19 protein-coding genes and 1 pseudogene are annotated in these 21044 nt (G+C 41.6%); 11 read left to right on the top strand and 9 right to left on the bottom strand.

Going from position 1 to position 21044, the window contains the following annotated elements; all coding sequences use genetic code 11:
- Positions 1-62 precede the first annotated feature (62 nt).
- Positions 63-2189, bottom strand: coding sequence for a proteobacterial dedicated sortase system histidine kinase (gene pdsS / locus ABMY41_RS03145; RefSeq protein WP_349274123.1), 2127 nt, complete (start codon positions 2187-2189; stop codon positions 63-65).
- Positions 2189-2878, bottom strand: a complete 690-nt coding sequence (pdsR, locus tag ABMY41_RS03140) for a proteobacterial dedicated sortase system response regulator (RefSeq protein ID WP_063527939.1) — start codon at positions 2876-2878, stop codon at positions 2189-2191. Before pdsR ends, pdsS begins: the two co-directional genes overlap by 1 nt.
- A 219-nt stretch (positions 2879-3097) precedes the next feature.
- Between pdsR and pdsO the strand changes: the two genes are divergently transcribed.
- Genes pdsO through ABMY41_RS03125 form a run of 3 tightly spaced genes read left to right on the top strand, consistent with a single transcriptional unit; the run spans position 3098 to position 6437 of the window.
- A complete protein-coding gene (pdsO, locus tag ABMY41_RS03135) occupies positions 3098-3835 on the top strand; it encodes a sortase-associated OmpA-like protein PdsO (RefSeq protein ID WP_199526284.1) in 738 nt (245 codons plus the stop codon).
- Positions 3836-3861: 26 nt separating this feature from the next.
- Positions 3862-5862 carry a marine proteobacterial sortase target protein gene (locus ABMY41_RS03130; protein WP_349274120.1) on the top strand — a complete coding sequence of 667 codons (2001 nt, stop codon included), beginning with the start codon at positions 3862-3864 and terminating at the stop codon, positions 5860-5862.
- Entirely contained in the window at positions 5850-6437 is a 588-nt protein-coding gene (locus tag ABMY41_RS03125) for a class GN sortase (protein WP_138558366.1), read from the top strand. Before ABMY41_RS03130 ends, ABMY41_RS03125 begins: the two co-directional genes overlap by 13 nt.
- Here ABMY41_RS03125 and ABMY41_RS03120 read toward each other — a convergent pair.
- Positions 6344-7291, bottom strand: coding sequence for a DMT family transporter (locus tag ABMY41_RS03120; protein ID WP_138558365.1), 948 nt, complete (start codon positions 7289-7291; stop codon positions 6344-6346). The genes ABMY41_RS03125 and ABMY41_RS03120 overlap by 94 nt on opposite strands.
- A gap of 122 nt (positions 7292-7413) precedes the next feature.
- On the opposite strand from ABMY41_RS03120, the gene proB reads away from it, so the two are divergent.
- The 4 genes from proB to gltX all read left to right on the top strand — a co-directional run bounded on the left by proB (position 7414) and on the right by gltX (position 11545).
- Entirely contained in the window at positions 7414-8517 is a 1104-nt protein-coding gene (gene proB / locus ABMY41_RS03115; RefSeq protein ID WP_135925964.1) for a glutamate 5-kinase, read from the top strand.
- Positions 8518-8581: 64 nt separating this feature from the next.
- Positions 8582-9553: a GGDEF domain-containing protein gene (locus ABMY41_RS03110; protein WP_135925963.1), complete on the top strand. Its 972-nt coding sequence runs from the start codon at positions 8582-8584 to the stop codon at positions 9551-9553.
- Positions 9554-9619: 66 nt separating this feature from the next.
- Positions 9620-9979, top strand: coding sequence for a glutathione S-transferase N-terminal domain-containing protein (locus ABMY41_RS03105; protein ID WP_349274119.1), 360 nt, complete (start codon positions 9620-9622; stop codon positions 9977-9979).
- 81 nt (positions 9980-10060) lie between these two features.
- Positions 10061-11545 carry a glutamate--tRNA ligase gene (gltX, locus tag ABMY41_RS03100; RefSeq protein WP_349274118.1) on the top strand — a complete coding sequence of 495 codons (1485 nt, stop codon included), beginning with the start codon at positions 10061-10063 and terminating at the stop codon, positions 11543-11545.
- Between the two features lie 61 nt (positions 11546-11606).
- Here the strand turns inward: gltX and ABMY41_RS03095 are convergent.
- Positions 11607-12446, bottom strand: a pseudogene (locus ABMY41_RS03095) (IS3 family transposase); the annotation flags it as partial.
- 2 nt (positions 12447-12448) lie between these two features.
- Positions 12449-12949, bottom strand: a complete 501-nt coding sequence (locus ABMY41_RS03090) for a transposase (protein ID WP_349274117.1) — start codon at positions 12947-12949, stop codon at positions 12449-12451.
- Positions 12950-13368: 419 nt separating this feature from the next.
- On the opposite strand from ABMY41_RS03090, the gene ABMY41_RS03085 reads away from it, so the two are divergent.
- Complete coding sequence (locus tag ABMY41_RS03085) at positions 13369-14211, top strand: MipA/OmpV family protein (protein WP_349274116.1); 843 nt, start codon at positions 13369-13371, stop codon at positions 14209-14211.
- Here ABMY41_RS03085 and ABMY41_RS03080 read toward each other — a convergent pair.
- The 3 genes from ABMY41_RS03080 to ABMY41_RS03070 are packed head-to-tail and all read right to left on the bottom strand — an operon-like array spanning position 14195 to position 16472.
- On the bottom strand, positions 14195-15385 hold the full coding sequence (locus ABMY41_RS03080; RefSeq protein ID WP_287242855.1) for an ATP-binding protein: 1191 nt from the start codon (positions 15383-15385) through the stop codon (positions 14195-14197). The genes ABMY41_RS03085 and ABMY41_RS03080 overlap by 17 nt on opposite strands.
- A complete protein-coding gene (locus ABMY41_RS03075) occupies positions 15382-16071 on the bottom strand; it encodes a response regulator transcription factor (protein WP_054560845.1) in 690 nt (229 codons plus the stop codon). The genes ABMY41_RS03080 and ABMY41_RS03075 overlap by 4 nt, the downstream gene beginning before the upstream one ends.
- Positions 16071-16472, bottom strand: coding sequence for a DUF3019 domain-containing protein (locus tag ABMY41_RS03070; RefSeq protein WP_289097765.1), 402 nt, complete (start codon positions 16470-16472; stop codon positions 16071-16073). Before ABMY41_RS03070 ends, ABMY41_RS03075 begins: the two co-directional genes overlap by 1 nt.
- A gap of 538 nt (positions 16473-17010) precedes the next feature.
- Here ABMY41_RS03070 and ABMY41_RS03065 point away from each other — a divergent pair.
- From ABMY41_RS03065 to ABMY41_RS03055, 3 genes are all read left to right on the top strand, one after another.
- On the top strand, positions 17011-17712 hold the full coding sequence (locus ABMY41_RS03065) for a DUF3581 domain-containing protein (protein WP_130166539.1): 702 nt from the start codon (positions 17011-17013) through the stop codon (positions 17710-17712).
- Positions 17713-17807: 95 nt separating this feature from the next.
- Complete coding sequence (locus tag ABMY41_RS03060) at positions 17808-19043, top strand: DEAD/DEAH box helicase (RefSeq protein ID WP_175082938.1); 1236 nt, start codon at positions 17808-17810, stop codon at positions 19041-19043.
- A gap of 48 nt (positions 19044-19091) precedes the next feature.
- Positions 19092-20060, top strand: coding sequence for a sensor domain-containing diguanylate cyclase (locus ABMY41_RS03055; protein WP_175082937.1), 969 nt, complete (start codon positions 19092-19094; stop codon positions 20058-20060).
- On the opposite strand, the gene ABMY41_RS03050 is transcribed toward ABMY41_RS03055, so the two are convergent.
- Entirely contained in the window at positions 20057-21013 is a 957-nt protein-coding gene (locus ABMY41_RS03050; protein ID WP_175082936.1) for a hypothetical protein, read from the bottom strand. The two genes, ABMY41_RS03055 and ABMY41_RS03050, sit on opposite strands and share 4 nt — an antisense overlap.
- Between the last annotated feature and the right edge of the window lie 31 nt (positions 21014-21044).

Genomic DNA, 21044 nt, shown 5'->3' with positions numbered 1-21044 from the left:
TAATCTGAATTATCGGTGAATATCGCGCCACTAAACTGTAATCATATGTAACGCAAATGTGCTTATTTAATAGGCAGTTCCACAGTAAACACAACACCTGTGCCATCATCTAAATTTTCTGCTAATACTTTACCGTGATGGTAATCGCAAATAAGCCTTACAATATAAAGACCTAAACCCAAGTGGGGCTGCTGCTGATGTTGCTGACTTCTCACTGAGACCATTGAGTCGAAGATATGTTCAACTAATCCATCAGGTAATAGAGGACCTTGGTTGCTAATTGTTAGTACTGCGTGTTGATCTTGCTTGGTTAAACTCACGGAAATTGTGCTTTGTGGGGTTTTAAACTCAAGAGCATTGTTGATGAGCTTATCGAGCAATTGGGCAATAAACTCTGGTGCGCCTATAACATTTAACGGCTCTTTATCAAGCGACAAAGTAAATAGACTTTCACCATAGGTTATTTGATAGCCCTGCATGCAGCCGGTGATCACCTTGGTCAGGTCAAACTCTTCAGCCTCGGCACTTTGAATACTTTGTTCAAGGCGCGTTGCTTCACTCATGGTGGTAATTATTTTGCCTAACCGCTCAACCCCTTCACTGGCACGGTCGAGGTATTTTTGACTCACTTCAGATTGCGGCTGCATTTGTAGGTTTTCAAGCGATGACCGCACAACAGCCACAGGCGTACGTAGTTCATGGGAGAGTCGTGATGACATATTTTCTAAGTAATCAGTATAACCACTCAAGCGACTAACAATGTTAGCAAAACTGCGAGAAAGGTCGCCAATTTCGTCATTCGAATCGGCATAAGTAATTTTGCCGGTGATGCGCCCTTGAGCATCAATAGCTTGCTCGGCATTGTCACGTAAGCGGCGAATACGGCTAGAAATTCTAGAAGCAAAAAAGAACAGTGTCACAGTGCCAACAAGCATCACCGCTAAAATGACATTAAAGAGCTTCTCTAACGATTTATTACGCAGAGTGCGCACGCCGTTGGTGGTTTCTTCTGCGATTACTGCACCAATGACTTTATCTTGGATCCAAATAGGGTAGGCCGCCGATAAAATAACGGCTTTGTTATCTGGGGTTAAGCGCCATGATGATGCGGGTTTACCATTTAAAGCACTGGCTATGTGAGTACCTTGCATCGCTGCGACATCATGTAAGGTATCAATAAACTCATTTTCTGGGCGAGTTAAAATTTTATAGTAAAGTGGGTGTAAGTAATCTTGCTCAAAGCGTTGCCACCAGGTTGTTGCTGGCTCCTCTTTTAGGCCGTCAGCCCACACGCCATCGGCATGATGAATTGAGCCTGATTGCGCAAGTACACGATGATGGTTATCGACGACCCAAATCCGACTACCACTGTGGCCCATGCCTTTCAAAATACGGTTAATTTCTGGCGAAGGCACCAAAACAGAGCCGATATCATTGGGATTTTGCAGGTTTGAAGTCGACATAAGCTGAGGCTCAACCTTGTCTTCATCCCAGTCTTCAATAGCAAAACCGAGCTTATTACCTAACATCGAAAGCGGAAAACGCAGCTCTATGTTGTAACCCGTGTCGGTGCTTTTAAAGTAGCCTTGGATTTTCGTGACCGGCTCTTGTGTTGTGGCATCAAAAGCATTGACCCAGCCATCTTGACGGGCAGCCACCACATAACTTTTAAATTCACCTTCAGGTGTTTTTAACATGATCTGTAAGTGATCATTGCGGGTAAAGCTAAGCACATTTTTAGCACGATACACCAGTGAGCTGTCAGTGACTTTAAATGCTGCATAAAGGTAGTTTTCGTATTTGCCCACCATGTGATCAAAACTTAGATCACTTGGTTGATGATCATTGCTTAACCCCTGTAAATAGCGTTTGTCATAATGCCAAAATAAGCTTTGATAAGGCTGCCATTCCGACAATTTGCCATCAAGTTGAATCGGGTTATTTAGGTTATAGGCGTATAAATCTCGACCTTTTACAACTTGATCTAAAAAGTTGGTTTGCGAGTCAAACAAAGCAGGGCGTTCATGTAATGCGGTAGCGAGTGCGCGGGTGGTGCCCACTAAGGTTTTTTCTTGCCCTTGTCTTAAGAACTTTTCCATTTCCCAAACATACTCATAGCCAAGCCAAGGCAATAAAAATAAAAAGCAGGATAAGAAAATAAACTTTGTTCTAAGCCCCAAACGCAGCATTAAGCTTGCTCCCAGCGATAACCCATACCGTAAACGGTATCAATGCAGTCAAATGCATCATCTAAAGCAATAAACTTTTTACGAATGCGTTTTACATGCGAGGTAATAGTGCTGTCATCAACATAAATTTTCGCATCACTCATTAATTCGTTGCGGCTTTTTACATGGCCTGGGCGCTGTGCAAGCGAATGTACCATCCAAAACTCTGTCACGGTTAAATCAACCAGTTGCTCTTGCCAAAACACCTGCATGCGCTGGGTATCTAACTTTAATGGGCCGCGATGCAAAAGAGCGGTTTGATCGGCGGGTTGATCGAAGGCATCAAGGCGTCTAAACAATGCGCCAATGCGAGCAGCAAGATGCGCCATACTGATGTCTTTGGTTAAGTAATCGTCGGCTCCCATGCGCAGACCGCATACGGTATCAATTTCGCTATCGCGGGCGGTTAAAAATATAATCGGTAAGGTTTTAGAAAGACTGCGTAATGTTTGGCAAAGTAAAAAACCACCATCCACTTCATGGCCAAGGCCAATATCAACAATGGCTAAATCTGGTAAAGATTGACTAAATGCCAGTTCAGCACTGGCTCTGTCAGCAAAGCCTACAACTTGATAGCCCTGAGCACTGAGCATTTCTGTGTAGTTTTCGCGGATTGCTGTTTCATCTTCAACGATTGCTATTTTCTTCATTGTTAATACTTACTTAAATTCTTTCTATAGCGAACTATACCTAATTTTTTGCCTTGCGTACTGGCAAAAACGCGATTGCCATTTTTCTGCCACAATTGCTCAGCAGTTTGCCTTTTTTGATCCCCTTTATTGCCATTTCGACTTGTTTTAATAGCTCCATACCAAGTTCGCAACATCAACCAATGTTGCCAAGCAATTAAGTAGAAAAAGGATTAAACCATGAAAAAATTAATTATCGCCGCTGTCATCACGTCTGCTGTATCTGTAGCCCCTTTTGCAGACGCTGCGAGTAAAACAAAACAAGAAACACCAAAAGAAACAGCCATTGGCTTAGGTGCTGGCGCAGTTGTCGGTGGTTTGTTAGGTGGCCCAGTGGGCGCATTTGTTGGCGCGTTTGCTGGCGGTTTAATTGGCGAAAAAGAAGCCGCAGACAACACTATTGATGAACAAGCCCACGCATTAGTTGTAATGAAAGAGCAAACCGCAGATTACCAACAAGTAATTGCCGATAACGCAGCCCTAAGTGAGCAGCTTGAATTATTAGCTGACGAAAAAGAGCAGTTATTACAAGCCCAATTAAACACCTTACTGGCTATGACGGTACAATTTAAAACAGGCTCTAGCGAAATAGCCCCGCATTTTGCTAATCAACTCGACAAAGTCGCGCAGTTACTGATTGCCCAGCCAAATCTGGCTATCGACTTAAATGGCTTTGCAGATCAACGTGGTGATGAATTGGCTAATTTAATGCTTTCAAAACAGCGTGTAAATGCTGTGCAAAGCTACTTAATTAAACAAGGCGTACCTCATACGCGCTTAACCGCAACCGCCTTTGGTGAGCAGCAAAGTGTTGCCGATTCAAATAACTACGAAGAAAACGTGTTTGATCGCCGCGTAACTTTAACGACACGCCCTGTGTCACAAAGCAGCTTACGCACAGCGCAAAGTAACCACTAATTCATCTGTCGATGGAGTGACATATTATGTTGAGTAACCGTACCAAAAGGCTCCTTTTTGGGAGCCTTTTTATCCTCTTATTAGGTTATGCAGTTAACCCTGCATTTGCAGCCAATGCCAGTGCCGAACTGCGTTTTTATGATGACTCAAATAGCCAAGTATCGTCGGGTTTATTAGTGAAAAACGACGTCACTATGACGCTCACTGGGCTTATCAATCATGTTGTGGTTAAACAACGTTATCAAAACCCGCACCCGTTTGCGGTAAATGCCCGTTATGTGTTTCCGTTACCTGATGAAAGCGCAGTTCATGCCATGCAAATGCAAATTGGTGAGCGCATTATCACCGGTAACATTGCCCTTAAACAGCAGGCTGAGCAGCAATTTGAGCAAGCTCAAAAACAGGGTAAACGTGCCGCTTTAGTTCGTCAGCAACGTGCGAACATTTTCTCTACTGATGTGGCAAACCTTGGAGCTGGGAAAGAGATTGAAATTACCTTGCAATACCAAGAGATAATCGGTTTTCGAGATGGTGTATTTTCACTGCGTTTTCCTACCACTATCACGCCGCGCTACGAACCTTTAACGGCAGAACTGCAGCAAAAAGCGTATCTAGAAAATAAAGACACAGATCAGCAGAACGACGCAACAGCTAACAAAGCGCAAGTGGCATCAGCGTGGCTAAAACCTGTTTTTCATCGTGCACAAAGCCAAGAGTCTGATGCGAGCCTCAACCTTGCTATTTCGATGGATATTGGCCTTGAGCTCAGTGATATCAGCGCTAATTTAGTGGGTCTGCAAATTGATAATCCAAGTTTTGGTCGGTACCAGTTATCACTTAATCGTGATGTTCCAATGGATAGAGACTTTGAGCTTACATTTAAACCCCTTGATAAAGCCCACTCACAGGCTGCATTTTTTACCGAAACAGTAGCAGGGCAAGAATATGGTTTACTGATGTTAGTACCGCCAAGCGATCACTTTACCTCGCAAGCTCGTCTGCCTCGCGAAATGGTATTTGTTGTTGATACCTCTGGCTCAATGCATGGCCAATCAATGGAGCAGGCCAAACAAGCCTTGTTTTATGCTTTATCGTTATTGGATGAAAATGACAGTTTTAACATCATAGGCTTTGATAACGAAGTGTCGGTATTAAGTGATACGCCAATGATTGCCAATGACTTTAACATTCGCCGTGCAGAGCGCTTCATTTATGGCCTACAAGCCGATGGCGGCACCGAAATCGCAAAAGCATTGACTCAGGTACTAGATGGTAAGCAGCATGATGGCTTTGTACGCCAAGTGGTGTTTTTAACCGATGGCAGTGTGGGTAACGAAACGCAGCTATTTAAACAAATTCAAACAGATTTAGGTGACAGCAGGCTCTTTACCGTCGGTATTGGTAGCGCGCCTAATAGCTTTTTTATGACCAGAGCTGCTGATATTGGCCGTGGTTCATTCACTTTTATTAGTAGCACCAACCAAGTACAGCCCAAAATGCAGCTGCTCTTTGATAAGCTGGCGCATCCTGCAGTTACAGAGCTTGCTCTTGAAGGCGACAAAGCAGCACTTGAATATTGGCCATCGCCATTACCTGATTTGTATTTTTCAGAGCCGGTTTTGGTTGCCGTAAAGCTTGATGGCAGTCAGCACTTAACGTTAAAAGGGCAAACAAACACAGGGCCACTCACCATTAATTTAGCAACCGCCAATGCTGCACAAGGCGAAGGTATCGCTAGACTCTGGGCCAGACAAAAGATTAAGTCGTTGCTGCTTTATAACGAAAAACAGGCGGTACGCGCAGAAGTCGAAGCACTGGCACTTCAGCATCATTTACTTAGCCCTTTTACAGCCTTTATTGCAGTTGATAACTACGCGGGTAATGAGGTTGCAGAGCGTTCAATGCAAGTGCGAAACAAACTTCCTAACGGCATGACGCTACCGCAAACCGACGGACAAAGCCGAGTGTTTATGCTACTTGGGTTGCTGCTGCTTACATTCTCATGGTTATGGCAATGGCGGCGCTAAAAAAAGCGCTGCCAGTTTGCAGCGCCTTACTTGGCATCGCATTGTTTGTTAATGGCGGATATATGCAGGCGAAAGCGTGGCTGGCACAGGCTCTGATTGAGTCTGCTTGGCAGCAAGCTTTGCAAAGTCCTAATGAGCAAGTAAGGCCTTGGTTTTACGCCGATGGTTATGTCACTGCACATATAAATTGGCCAAGTCAGCAGCAAGAGGTGACTGTACTTGCTGGTGCATCGGGGCGAAACCTCGCGTTTGCCCCCGGGCATTTTTTGCCAAGCGGTGAACTTGGCAGCTCAAAAGGGGTGTTAATAGCTGGCCATAACGACACCCACTTTGCATTTTTAAAACATGTCGCAGTGGGTGAGCAGTTCAGTATGCAGTTGCAAAATGGCCAGATTGAGCACTATCAAGTTCGTAGCATTGATATTATTCATCAAAGCGAACAGGGCTTCTTAGCACAATCAGGCCTTTATTTATTAACCTGTTACCCTTTTGACTCGTTAGCTTCAGGGACAGAGTTTAGGCTATTGGTGTCGGCTGATAAATTATCGTCGTCTACGTCAACTTTCAGCTCTTGATGACGTTGACTAACAATAACACCGGCGAATACCACTGCAATACTCACCCATTGCCATAGTGTGAGTACTTCGCCAAGTAAAATAGCTGACAAAATTAACGCAAAAATTGGAATGAGGTTTGAATAAGCAGCAGCAGTTAATACCGACACCTTACTAATGGCGTAGTTGTACATGCCATAGCCGCCTAAAGTGACACATGAGCCTAAATATAAAATGCTCAATAGGGCACTTAAATCGTGCTGATTTTCGCTGGGTAGTTCGATGAAAAATAAAAAAGGCGCAAAGAACAAACTACCACTAAACCCTTGAATTGCAATTAAAGTAAGTGGTGAATAGCGGGTCACTAAGTGCTTTACACTGACGGTATAAAAGGCGGCGCACACCATCGCCATCAATTCTAAAAAGTTACCGAGCAGTGGGTTAGGGGCTTGCTCTGTGCTTGGTGATAATAGCGTTAATAAAATACTGCCACCAATACACAAGGTAAAACCAACGACGATGGCTTTACTGATGTACTCTTTTAATATTAAGAACGCCAAAATAGCGACGATAATTGGTAAACAAGAGACAATTACCCCAGCTTGCGATGCCGAAGTATATTCAAGAGCATGCCCTTCAAATAAATAATAAAAACAAGGCTCAGCCAGTGACATACCAATTAAATACTTCCAGTCACCTTGTTTGAACTTAAAGCGGATCACATAGCGCCATAAACATAAGCTAATCAATAATGTGGTTAGCATTCTTAAAAAAATGACTAATACGGGATCATAAACATTGATTGCATGCTTTAAAGCAATGTATGAGCTACCCCATAAAAAGGTCGCAATAATTAAGCATAAACTGGCTGGCATAGGTGTCGCTATTGAGTAAAAAAACGAGAGCGCGATCCTAGCATGAATTTTTTTAACTTGTTCAAAAACTGTTAGCTGGTATATATAAATTCTCTATTTTAATTACAGAATATAAGAATCAAATGCAAAGGCCACACGTCGTTGTTGTAAAGCTGGGCACAAGCGTGCTGACAGGCGGTACCGACAAATTAGATAAAGCACACATGGTTGAACTTGTTCGCCAATGTTGCGAGTTAAAAAAGCAGGGTTATCAGGTTGTTTTAGTATCAAGTGGCGCGGTTGCCGCAGGTCGCGAGCAACTTATTACTCCCTGTGGTCGTTCTTTGATTGAAAAACAAATGCTTGCCGCTATCGGCCAAGGGCAGCTTATTCATATTTGGCAGAGCTTGTTTGCTTTGTATGGAGTGAATGTTGGGCAAATGCTCTTGACCCGCGCCGATGTAGAAGACCGTGAACGTTACTTAAATGCCCGCGATACCTTAAATGCGCTACTCGCTCATAATGTGGTACCAATTATTAACGAGAACGACGCCGTGGCCACCGCCGAAATTAAAGTCGGCGATAACGATAACTTATCTGCTTTAGTCGCAATTTTAGCAAATGCAGAAAAGCTGTTACTGCTAACTGACCAAGAAGGTTTATTTACCGGTGATCCGCGCTCTGATGTGAATGCCACACTCATCAATGAAGTGACGCATATTAATGATGAACTCAGAGAGCTCGCTGGTGGCAGTGGCACAACCCTAGGTACCGGAGGTATGGCAACCAAACTGCAAGCGGCCGATATTGCACGTCGCGCCGGTGTTGAAGTCATTATTGCCAAAGGCGCTGGCAAAAATGTGATTTTAAATTGCATGGCCGATAAGCTCCCAGGTACACGATTTTTAAAACTCACCGCACCAAAAGATGGCCGTAAAAAGTGGCTTCTTGCTGGGCCTAAAAGTAGCGGACAATTAGTGATTGATGATGGCGCAAGCGCCGCGCTTAAAGAACGTGGCGCAAGCCTTTTGGCTAAAGGCGTAAAAACAGTGCGAGGGCAATTTGAACGTGGTGATGTGATTGAAGTAGTGACGAGTCAAGGCCAGTGTATTGCTAAAGGTCTCGTTAATTTTAATCATCAAGAAATTGATCAAATTAAAGGTTGCCATTCATCGCAAATCACCCAGTTGCTTGCGTTTGCGCCGAGCAGTGAAGTTATTCACAGAGATGATATGATTTTGTTATAGTTTTTTAGTATTTCTGATAAAGTTAACTAAACTAAAGTTATATATAGTTTTGGGGACTTTATAGATGGCGTCTAACGCTTGCGGACATGACTGGGTTGTAGAAATTACGCAACAAGAAGAAGAGGCTGGACTTGACGAGGCGCTTATAAAATCTGTGAGCGAATTGGAAGAGTTTTCGCGCTATGCAATCTATATTAACAAAGTCTTCAAACCCGGTTTCCCAGCCCGTCTACTAAATAAAGACTCGTTGATAGAAGAGCTTACTGAGTCTGAAGTTAATGAACTTATTGATAAGGTTAGCCGTAACAAAATTCGTATAAGTCGAAACTATGGCTTTATTTCGACTTACATACCTGTTTATTACATGGGTAATGTGGTTGGCGTGCTTGTTGTTGAGTCAGAAAAAGAGTTGTCAGAGAGATGTAGTATGTTGGCAATTTATATGCTCAACATTTATGCCAACCAACTAGCGCTGCTTTATAAATCACAATTGGATCCCCTCACTGAGTTACTTAACAGGCAAACTTTTGATAAAAAAGTCATCGATATCGCATCAACTACTGTAAAAGGACAAAGCGAATTAGATCCCCATCATCGCCAATGGTATCTTGCTATTGTTGACATTGACCACTTTAAAAAAGTGAATGACAACTATGGCCATGTTATCGGTGACGAAGTGATTTTGTTAGTCGCTCAACTGTTAAAAAATAACTTTCGTATTGAAGATTACGTGTTTCGTTACGGTGGTGAAGAGTTTGCAGTGCTATTTCAAGCAAGCGACGAGTTAGATGCACGTAATGCACTCAATCGTTTTCGCGGATGTGTTGCCGAATACCCGTTCCCGCAAGTGGGTAACTTAACCGTGAGTAGCGGTTTTATGCCGATTTATGAGTTTGAAATGGTTGCCAGTCTTGTGCAAAAAGCCGATCAAGCCTTGTATCACTCAAAAAACAAAGGCAGAAATTGTGTTACAGCCTATTCTGAATTAGATATCCCAGATTCTCAATGCAGTGATGACTCAATAGAGCTGTTTTAGCCTGTTGCAGCGTCTCTTGCTGTGTTAAAATTGGCCACTATTTTTAGAACCCTATGAGAAGGTGAGATGAAGTTTGTTCGTTGGTTGTTAGGCCGCATCATTTTGTTTTTTGATTTTGTATTCACGCCACGTAGTAAAAAGCGTCCGGCTGCTGAGCAAGCGGCGCTTGATTCAGTGACATCACGATTTAAGTTATATCAATTTAAGGCCTGCCCATTTTGTGTGAAAGTTCGTCGTGCAATTAAGCGTCAAGGTCTTTCAGTTGAAACTCGTGATGCCAAAAGTAACGAGCAATTTCGCCAAGAGCTTTTAGAGCAGGGCGGAAAAATCAAAGTGCCTTGTTTACGTATTGAAGAAAACGGCCAAGTAACTTGGCTGTATGAATCAAACGATATCATTGCTTATTTAGATAAAGTCGCTGCATAAAGCGGCTTTACACTTCGATTATAGCCCGTGCTGTGCTAGCATTTGGGCAAATTTTTTAATTGTCTTTTGAGAGATATAACCATGACAATTCGCACCCGTGTTGCTCCGTCACCGACAGGTGACCCGCACCTAGGTACAGCATACATCGCATTATTTAACTACTGTTTTGCTAAGCAGCAAGGCGGTGAGTTTGTGTTACGTATTGAAGATACAGACCAAGTTCGTAGTACGCCAGAATCAGAGCAAGCTATTATGGATAGCTTGAAATGGTTAGGCTTAAACTGGGATCACGGTCCCGATGTTGGCGGTGAGTTTGGTCCATACCGTCAGTCTGAGCGTAGCGATTTATATAAGAAATTCGCGCATCAACTCGTTGAACAAGGTAAAGCGTTTTATTGTTTTGCTACGAGCGAAGAACTAGATCAAATGCGTGAAGAGCAAATGGCCGAAGGTCTGCGCCCTAAATACGATGGTCGTGGTTTAAACCTTTCTGAAGATGAAATTAAAGCAAACCTTGAAGCGGGTAAGCCTTACGTAATTCGTATGAAGATCCCAAGCGAAGGCACGTTTAAGTTTAACGACTACTTACGTGGCGACATTGAGATCCCATGGGAAAATGTAGACATGCAAGTGCTACTTAAGGCCGACGGTTTCCCAACTTACTTCCTTGCCAACGTTGTTGATGATCACCACATGCAAATTAGCCACATTTTCCGTGGTGAAGAGTGGATCAACTCAGCGCCTAAGCTATTAAAATTATATGAAGACTTTGGTTGGGAAGCGCCAGTACTTGGTCACTTACCGCTTCTTCGTAACCCAGATAAGTCAAAATTATCGAAGCGTAAAAACCCAACTTCAATCAACTACTATAAAGAAATGGGTTACCTACCAGAGGCACTATTAAACTATTTAGGCCGTATGGGTTGGTCAATGCCAGATGAGCGTGAAAAGTTCACTTTAGATGAGATGATTGAGCACTTCGATATGAAACGTGTGTCGCTTGGCGGCCCTATTTTCGATATCGATAAGCTTAGCTGGTTAAACGGTATGTGGATCCGTGAAAACTTATCTGATGCTGAACTAATGCAACGTTTTGTTGATTGGAAATTTAATACTGAGCTATTCGCCAAAGTATTGCCAGAAGCAAAAACGCGAATTAATACGCTTTCTGACATGGTTGACCTTGCCGGTCACTTCGTGGGTGGTATTCCAAGCTATGATCCTACGCTATTAACAGCGGGTAAAGCTGATGAAGATGTAATCCGTCAAGCATTACAGTTCTTCATCTGGCAATTAGAAGGTTTACGCAGTTGGGAAAAACCAGCGATTTTTGCTATCGCAAAAGAAGTTGCAACTTTCCATGAGTTGAAGATTAAAGACTTCCTTGAGCCAATTTTCGTGGCTATCACAGGTAAGACATCTTCAACATCAGTACTTGATGCAATGGAAATTTTAGGTTCAGACCTTTCACGTGCTCGTTTACGTGTAGCATTAGCGCATATTGGTGTGTCTAAAAAGCAAGCTAAAAACATTGAGCGTGCCTATCGCGATTATCCACAAGCATAATCGTGATAAAACTTCCAAAAACCGAGCTCTATGAAGTGACCCCATAAAGTTGGACTCTTTGCTAAGCGGTTGCCAAGGCCTGATTTCGATACTGTATCGGACTCAGGCCTTTTAGTTTCAGCTTAATACGCTCATTGTTGTAATAGTGGATATATTCTTTGATGCTTTCAATAAGATCATTCACGTCTTTAAACGTTTCGTTGTGGTACATCTCACTTTTCAATATGCCGAAGAAGTTCTCAGCAACCGCATTATCTAAACAATTTCCTTTTCTAGACATACTTTGTTTCAACCCTTTTTCCTTGAGGTGATTTTGATATTGTTTGTTTTGATATTGCCACCCTTGATCTGAGTGTACTACTGGCTTTTCATTTGGCTTTAACCTAGCTGTTGCTGTTTTAAGCATGTCAGTTACCAAAGGGAGTGCAGCGGATTTTCTGACTTCGTAACTGATGACCTCTTGGTTGAATAGGTCAATCATAGGCGATAAATATACCTTCTCATTATCCACTTTAAACTCCGTCACATCCGTCACCCATTTTTGATTTGGCTTCTGCGCAGTAAACTCGCGGTTAAGCATATTTTCTGCGATTTTACCCACTTCACCTTTATAGGATTTATAGCGCTTAGGCCTTACTTTTGACTTGAGGCCTAACTCATTCATCAGCCGTTGCACGCGCTTATGATTAACAAGTACCCCCATTGCTCTTAGGGCACTCGTAATTCTGCGATAGCCATATCGTCCTTTATGCGCGTGATAAATATCACGTATTTTTACCAGTAAATCATTGCTTGCACAGGGTTGCTTACAGGTAGTGCGATGATAATAGTAAACACTCTTTGATAGCCCAGTGGCCTTTAATAGGTGTTGTAAGCTATGTTTTGCCTTGAACTCTTCGACGACTACCGTCTTGTCTTTGCTTTTTTCTTTCTGGCTTGAGCCAAGGCTTCTAACTTTTTTAGCACATCATTCTCTGCTCGTAAGTAGGCTAATTCTTCTCGTAACTCCTCCTCAGTCATTTGCTCTACTGGTTTTGATGAAGAAGAATTATTTGTCATGACTGGCTTACCTTTTTTCTGTGGTTTGAGACGGGATATACCATCACGAGCATAAAGCTTTTGCCATTGGAAAAGAATACCTGGAGACGATAAATCGAAGAAAGCACTGGTATAACCGAGAGACCAACTGTTTGCTGTCATCGTTTTTAACACTTCAGCCTTAAATGCTTGAGAATAAGGTTTGTGAACAGACCTGAAGCTTTCAGCGCCATGAATTCGATAAATAGCGGTCCAATATCGGACCTGCCTATCTGTAACATTAAATCTGTTACTTACCGCCGAAGAGCTTTCAGACAAAGCGAGTTCAGCTATTTTGAGCTTGAATGCTCGGTGATGTTTGGACATAAAAAGACCCCCAGTAATTGGAATGTCCAACTATTGGGGGTCACTTCACTATGCTCGGTTTTTTTATGTTTGATTGACAGGTTAGGTGGTTTTTAAGCAAGCTGAGTTAAATGTAATACCTTTTACAAAACAGGTTTGGAAGTTAGCTCTCATATTTGGCTACTGAAATAACCAAAAAAAACTAAAAACTGAAAAGCAATGTAGCAAAATGTACATACTATTTTATATTTCATTCAATATGTTAGATTTAATTGATAGGGGATCATAAGCTATTTTTAACAGTGTAGACTGGAAAATAATTATACAAAAATGTAGGCAAACGATATGATCGCACCTGTAAGCGTTAAGAGTAGGCTATTGTTAGTGTTATATAGTTGCCATAACTGTTTTTAATTATGGTATCGAGGTGAATCAAGTTAATGAATAAATTGTTTGGCTTAGTATGTTGTTTAACTGCATCAACTGCGTTTGCGCAGGCTGATGATAAACAGCCGCAATTAATTAAAAAGTCGACAATTCATGCCAGCATTACGCTGGGCTATGGGGGAATCGAAAACCCTGTTCTTGATGCTGATGATATTACTTCACCAATTTTACCTAGCTTTGCTTACTATGGTGATAATTGGTATTTCGATGATTTCTCTGTTGGCTACAGCCTCTATGAAACTGAGAACTTCTACGTTGATTTACTTGGGCGCTTTAATGATGATGGTTTTTTCTTTGAGCTGGATGGGGTAGATAAACTCTATGCCATCGGTGTTGTTCGTTCGAGCTCTGGGCGACCTACATTACCTACCGCATCACCGATTAACCTAACGCCTATAGAGCGTGACCTTTCTTACATGGCGGGGCTTTCATCTGCGGTAAACGTCTACGATGGCATGTGGTTAAGTGCTGCGTATGTGCACGATGTAACCAATGTTCATAATGGTTATGAAATAATGTTCAACGGCTATCATGTATTTGAATTGCTTTCTGGTACTGCAGGTTTTGAAGCGGGTATTAATTACAAAAATGAAGAGCTGATCGATTATTACTACACGGTGAGTCCATCAGAAAGCAAAACGCGTTTACTAAGCTACAACTTAGAAAGTGCCACTAACTACTACTTAAAAGTAAGTTACGAATATCCTATTAGCGACAGTTTCAGCCTTGACTTCAAACTTAAACATACATGGCTTGATAGCAACTTAGCTAACTCACATATGATCAATAAAAACGGTTATTTTTCAGGTTTCACGGGAGTTACTTACCACTTCTAGGCCAACGAATGGTGATCTCTGCACCGCCTGTTTGCGAACTATTAGCCAAGCTAATTTTACCGCCATGCCAACTGGCAATACGATGCACGATATATAGTCCTAATCCATAACCACTCGCTAGTTTATCTCCTTCACCTTGTTTAAAAGGCTCAATCAACGCATCCGCATTAATTGGTAAGCCAGGTCCATCGTCTGTAATGCTTATACTGTAATAGCCCGCTTGTTCTGTGCTACTTATATGGATAGTGTGTTTTGCGTATTTTGTGGCGTTGATCAGTAAGTTTTGTACCGCGATTGCCATAAAGCTTGCTTCGCAATAGGCTGTGTCTACTTCAAAGGCTGGAATGAATTTGAGTTCTTTGTATAAATCGAATTTAGCAATTTCTGTGTTGATCAGTTTAGCTAAGTTAACTTTCTCCTGATTAAACACACTTTGTTGGTGCTCTAAGCGAGCGAACGATAGGTATTGCTCCAAGCGTAATTCAATCTCATCGATATCGCGTTCTATTTGGCTACTTTCTTGAGATTCCAAATCGGCAATCGTCAAAGCAAATCGCATACGGGTAAGGGGAGTGCGAATTTCATGAGAAATTATACGCGATAAGTCATTATGTAGCTGAACAAACTTATTGATGCGCTCAGACATATGGGTGAAGGTGCTGGCTAATGGCGCAATAGATGAATTTGGTTTTATATCAAGCTCTATGCGCTGCGGTTTTTTACTAAAGCGATGAGCTGCGCGTTGTAATAAGCTCAAATCGCGAAATACTGGGCGAATGAATAATAAGATCATCGCACCAAGTAAAAAGTAAAATGCAAAAAATGCAAGCCAGTCAGTTTTTGCTTGCGAAATCAAAGAAATGGGGCCAACTTTTTGGATGCTGCCGTTATTGCCTTTGAGGTATATAAACTGCTGATTGTTTTCGGTGACGCTGATAATGCCATCTTTATCGAATTTAGCTTGTAATGAATCAGGTAAAACAAGCTCGTTTTGGTTAAAGGAGCTGATCCTCGTTTCTTTTTGCTCAGCTATTTGAGCAAGTTCAGCAACACTTATTTGCACACTCGGTATGTGCTCAGAAAAAAACTGATTATAAAGCTGGCCAAAAGCTAAAACTAAGGCAATTAAGCTTACCGTGATAATTAAGTACAGCTTAAAAAATTGTTGCTTCATATTTTTGAAATATCCAAGCTGTATCCTTTACCTCGTACAGACTTGATATCTAGCGTTTCTTTTTGCTCGCTAATGGTTTCTTTAAGCTTTTTACGTAAACGGCTAATTTTTAAATCAATCGCTCGGTCAAGTCCGTCATACTCACGGCCAATAACATGCTTGAATAATACCTCGCGAGAAACCGGTTCAGGGGTGTTTTTCGCAAGGTAGGCAATGATCTCAAATTCACTTTCATTGAGATTCAATGCTGTGTTATGAAAATAGATATCACGTTTTTTACTATCGATACGCAAGATATCAATTTGGTGTGAAAAGTTATCTTGGCCGACGGTGTGGGCGATAATCGTTTTAACTTTGGCGAGTAACAGTTCAGGCTTAATGGGTTTTACAAGGTAGTCGTAAGCACCTAGGTTTAAGCCCTTAATTTGTGATTGCACGGAATCCAGTGCCGTTAGAAAAATAACAGGGCAACTGTACTTTTCTTTCAATTGAGATATTAACTCAAAGCCATTGCCATCCGGTAGCATCACATCACAGATGATCAGTGAAGGCATAAAGGTGATTTCACTGCTACGGTACGCCTCGGCAGTATTAAATACATCTATGGTATAGCCATGCTTTAACAAAAACGTTTGTATTAAGCTTGCTAATTTCACATCATCTTCAATTAAAAAAATATGCTGCATTATAAACTCCAGCCAAAGCGCCGTTTTATTCGGTAATCTTTAGCTTCATAGCTTGCTATTGACAGTAGTTGTTGCTTAACAACTTGATTGCTCAATGGATCAATTAATTTCACTGTAAGCGGATGCTCAGTCTTAACCGTTAATTTCTCGATAATTAAACCACCTTGTTTGTAACACTGCGTATACTGAGGACGCTGAGTTACTTCTAAACAAAGTTCTTTAAAGGGAGCAACACGAAAATGAATCTGTATATTAAACTCACAGGCTTTTTGTTTTGCATCTGTCACACACACAGTGGGTGAGACTTTAAAAAAAGGTTGCTCGGGACTGTCATCGCTTAAACAAAGCGACGAAAAACAAAGACAAAAAAACAGTAATAGCCAACTAAATCGGTTTATCATTTAACCAAGTCTCTGTTTTTTAGAAGTCTTTTCTTCAAAGTAACAATAACCATCGAAAGCTGATGTAACCTGCCCAACTCACTTTGAGTACTCATTTTTTTGCCGTTTATTATAATTATTATTTATGCAGCCTATGAGTGGCGATTACACGATAAAAAAGCGGGTCTATCATACCTCATTTATCGTTATAGCTACAAATAGGTGCTATGCAAAGCCAGTAATTTCAACCTATTGGCGTATTTTCTTTATATTCTAAAGTTAGCTTGTTGTTTTAAAAGGGAAACTGAATTTATATTTAGTTTTAGCTAATAGTTTTTCACTAAATTTAGTTGGGCCTTAGTCTTTACTATTCTGCGTTATTTGTTAATTGTTTCGTACAAATTGATACAATTTAAATTTAGCCTATCAAAGCCACTATTTTAGCTGGTGCATTTAAACACATGCTGAGCACGTGATTAATAATTAACAGATTCGACCTCTATTTTCATTTTATCTGGTAGTATAGTCAGGTTATAAGTAGTTTAAGCAGTGAACAATTATGTTAAGTCCTTATTATCAGCAACATGCTGATTACGTTTCTATCTCACGTGAGCAAGGCTGTCGTTTTGCCAAGTTAGTGGCTGATGATTTCAATCCGTTACATGATAAAGATGCCAAAAAGTTTTGTGTGCCGGGCGATTTACTTTTTTCGCTGGTTTTAAACCGCTATGGCATCAGTGAAAAAATGGAATTCACGTTTGCAGGCATGGTTGATGAAAATTCAAAGCTGACTTTCCCAGAAGGTGCTGATGAGTTTGCGATCACCGATGGCGAAAAAGTCATGCTAAAAGTGAAACGCGAAGGGGCTGTTAGCCAATGTCCTGAGTTAACAAATAGCTTAATCAAAAACTATGTTGAGTTCTCTGGCACGACCTTCCCGCATGTGATTATTCCATTGATGGGTAAGCAAGATGTAATGATCAATCCAGCGCGTCCAATGGTGATTTACGAATCAATGCTGATTAACCTTGATCGCCTTGATATCAGCGCACCTGAATTACAATTTGCTGAGCCTGATTTTGAGTTTACTGGCAAACGCGGCAAAATCACGCTTCGCTTCAACCTCTTAGAAAATGGCGAAAAAGTAGGGTCGGGTGAAAAACACATGCTTGTGTCTGGCATTCGTGATTATTGCCAAGCAACAGTTGATGACCTAATTAGTTTTTATAATCAACGTAAAGAATCACTTAAACCAGCGTAATCTTTACAATTGCTACAAAGGGCGCTCATTGCGCCTTTTTTGTTGCTGATGTTCCGCGTACAATAGCGCTTTTATAGCCAAATGTACTTCAGACTATGTCAGTAGCGACCTTTTCAGAATTAAATCTTGCCCCTGCATTGCTAACAGCCTTGCAAGAAGAGAATTATCACACACCTACAGCAATTCAAGCGCAAACAATCCCACTTATTTTAGCGGGCGCTGATGTAATGGGTAGTGCGCAAACGGGAACGGGCAAAACCGCCGCGTTTGTTTTACCACTACTGCACAATTTGCTATCTGCTGAAGTACTCCCTGATGCCGTTAAAGTCCTAATTTTAACGCCGACCCGAGAGCTCGCTCAGCAAGTATTTGCAAGTGTAGAGCGTTATGCTGCGCATACTGAAATAAAAGCTGCACTGGCTTATGGTGGTGCTAGTATAGGCCCACAAATTAAAGCCATAAAAGGGGCGCAGATTGTGGTAGCAACACCCGGGCGCTTACTTGATCATGTGATCAAAGGCAGTATTAAGCTTTCAAGTATTAATGCCTTGGTATTTGACGAAGCTGATCGCATGCTTGACATGGGCTTTATTGACGAAATTAAACGCATCTTGCGCCATGTGCCAAAAGAACGCCAAACCTTACTTTTTTCAGCCACATTTGACGACAGCATCTTTAAACTCAGTAAGCAGTTATTAAATGATCCTAAATTAGTTGAAGTGAATAAACGCAACTCAGCAGCGGTTGAAGTTGAGCAGCTAGTATATGCGGTTGATGAAGACCGTAAACGCGAGCTGGTATCACACATGATTGGCATGAAAAATTGGCAGCAAGTACTTATATTCACTCGTACTAAACAAACCGCCGATGTGCTTGCTAAAGAAATGTGTAAAGACGGCTTAAAAACCGAATCTATTCATGGCGATAAAAGCCAAGGTGCGCGTGATAAAGCACTGCAAAATTTTAAATCAGGTGCTACAAGAGTACTGGTTGCGACAGATGTTGCTGCGCGTGGTCTTGATATTGCCTCACTCAAGTATGTGATTAACTATGAGTTGCCTTATGTGGCTGAGGACTACGTACACCGTATTGGTCGAACAGGACGTGCTGGCGAGAAAGGGATGGCGATGTCGCTGGTTAGCATCGATGAGCAGTGGCTATTGGACGAAATAGATATCTTACTCGACACAAGACTCACGCCGCAGTGGTTACCAGGGTATGAGCCTGATTTAACCAAAGAGCCAAAGCAAGTTCGTAAAAATACTAATAAGGCACGCCGCTCTCGTGATAAAAAACGTATTTTAGGGCAAAAAAGTAGGAGACGTTCCTAAATCTGGCATATATTTATACTATCCTCCGGCTAAAGTTGAGAGTTTAGTATGTTAGAAGAGAATAAATGGACGTTCCGCCGCGCTGATAAACAGTTCTCCTTAGAAAAATGGCAGAAAACAATTGATCTCATGACCGAGTTGTTTTCTGCTCCCGCAGGTTTTATCGTTCATAAAACAGATGATGTCTATCGTATTATTGTTTCCAGTGAGCAACAAGAAAACCCTTACGATGCAGGGGCTGAATTAAGCGCTGACGATAATATTTTTTGCAAAAAAGTACTGCGTGATATGGCACCGCTTTATGTTGATCACGCCAGTCAAGATAGTCAATGGGATGACAGCCCACTGGTAAAAGATGGTTTTGAGTCTTATCTTGGGGTGCCAATTAGCTGGCCAAGTGGCGAGCCCTTTGGCACCTTTTGTGTTATGGATTTTAAACAAACCCATTATCAACAGAGCTTTTTAGAACTAATCGAGCAGCTTCGCGATATGGTTGAAGATGACCTTGCACTGTTAGACAACTTTACGCAGATGCGTGAAATTGCCATGCTCGATTCACTCACTAACATTTATAACCGCCGTGCAATAGATCTGCTTTGCCAACATAAATTAAATATATCGAAACGACTTGGTTTTGATATTAGTTGTCTATTTATCGATATAAATAGCTTTAAGCCACTCAATGATACGTATGGCCATGAAGTGGGCGATCTCGCGCTGATTTGTTTAGCTGACACCATGAAAGAATGCCTACGTGAAACCGATATTATCGGCCGCTTAGGGGGTGATGAGTTTATTGCGTTATTGCAAGTTCAGCCCGGTGATTGCATAGACAGCATCACTGATAAGCTCAACACCACCTATCAATCTAATTTAGAAAAGCGGGGCATTCCTGTTACGAGCTTAAGTATTGGTACAGGGGTAATAGCTCAGCCAAAAGAAAACTTTGCTGAGCTATTAAAACGAGCAGATGAAGATATGTATGAGAAAAAGCAAGCCTCTAAGGCTGCACGTTAAGCTATTTGCTTCTCAGCTAGGTTTAATTCCATGGTTGCTTTAAGTAAACGGTAAAGGTTAATTGACGCATCAATTTCTTCTTTACGATTGGTTAAGCTCTCAATATTTAAACCTAGTGGTACATCTAAATGTGCGCAGCTTTGTAAAATTAAATCGAGATTTTCGCGGCAAATACGCACTGATTCACTCAATGTATTTGCCGAATCTAACATACGGTACTTAGTTGCTTCTGGTACTGAGATACCTAACCATTCCATAAATTCCAAGGTCTTTTCACCACCACACGGGGTAAACGTTAGAATAATGCGTTTTGGTGTTGTGCCTTGTGCTTTACAGCTACGCGCATAGCTAGTGATTAAATCAATCGTTGCTTGAGCATTGTAAACCGCTTGCGAGATGAAAAACTTACAACCTTGTGCTGTTTTTTCAACTAAACGCTCATGTTCATTGCGTTTGCTGGCATGACGCTCGGCAATCGTAACGCCACCTAAAAATACATCACTGTTCTGTTTTGCCAGCGTTTTATATGCATCAGGTAGGCTTAATTTGATGTCGCCATGAGATGATGGACTACCCACCAACACTAAGTTTTTTAGTTCAAAGTCGTTACGTGTTTCGTTTAACCACTCGGTAAATTCTGCTTCACCACGCTGGGCTACGCTCTTATATGTGATCACATCAAGTTGCGACAAGCTGCGAAGTAATTGACTGTATTCACGTGGATCTACCGTTTCTTTAAACGGAAAAGGACGCGGCTTTGCAATGCGGCTACTTTCATCTTGAATGTCGTAGATGATTACACCGTCGTATTCAATTTCGTGTAAACGACCGAGTAGCTTCTGAGCAATGGTCTCAAGCTGTGCTTTATCAGTACCTGACTTTGGTGGTGTGGTACCAATTAGGTAGACACCTTGATTTGTGTCTTCAATTTTCTCTTGTAATGATAAAGCCATAATCCTCATTCCAGCTCGTGCTAATGTCTAT

It is taken from the genome of Pseudoalteromonas sp. BZA4, from assembly GCF_040104395.1.
In the GTDB taxonomy this organism is placed as follows: domain Bacteria; phylum Pseudomonadota; class Gammaproteobacteria; order Enterobacterales; family Alteromonadaceae; genus Pseudoalteromonas.
Note: the sequence above shows the minus strand (reverse complement) of the source record. Positions and strands in the feature narration are given on the sequence as shown.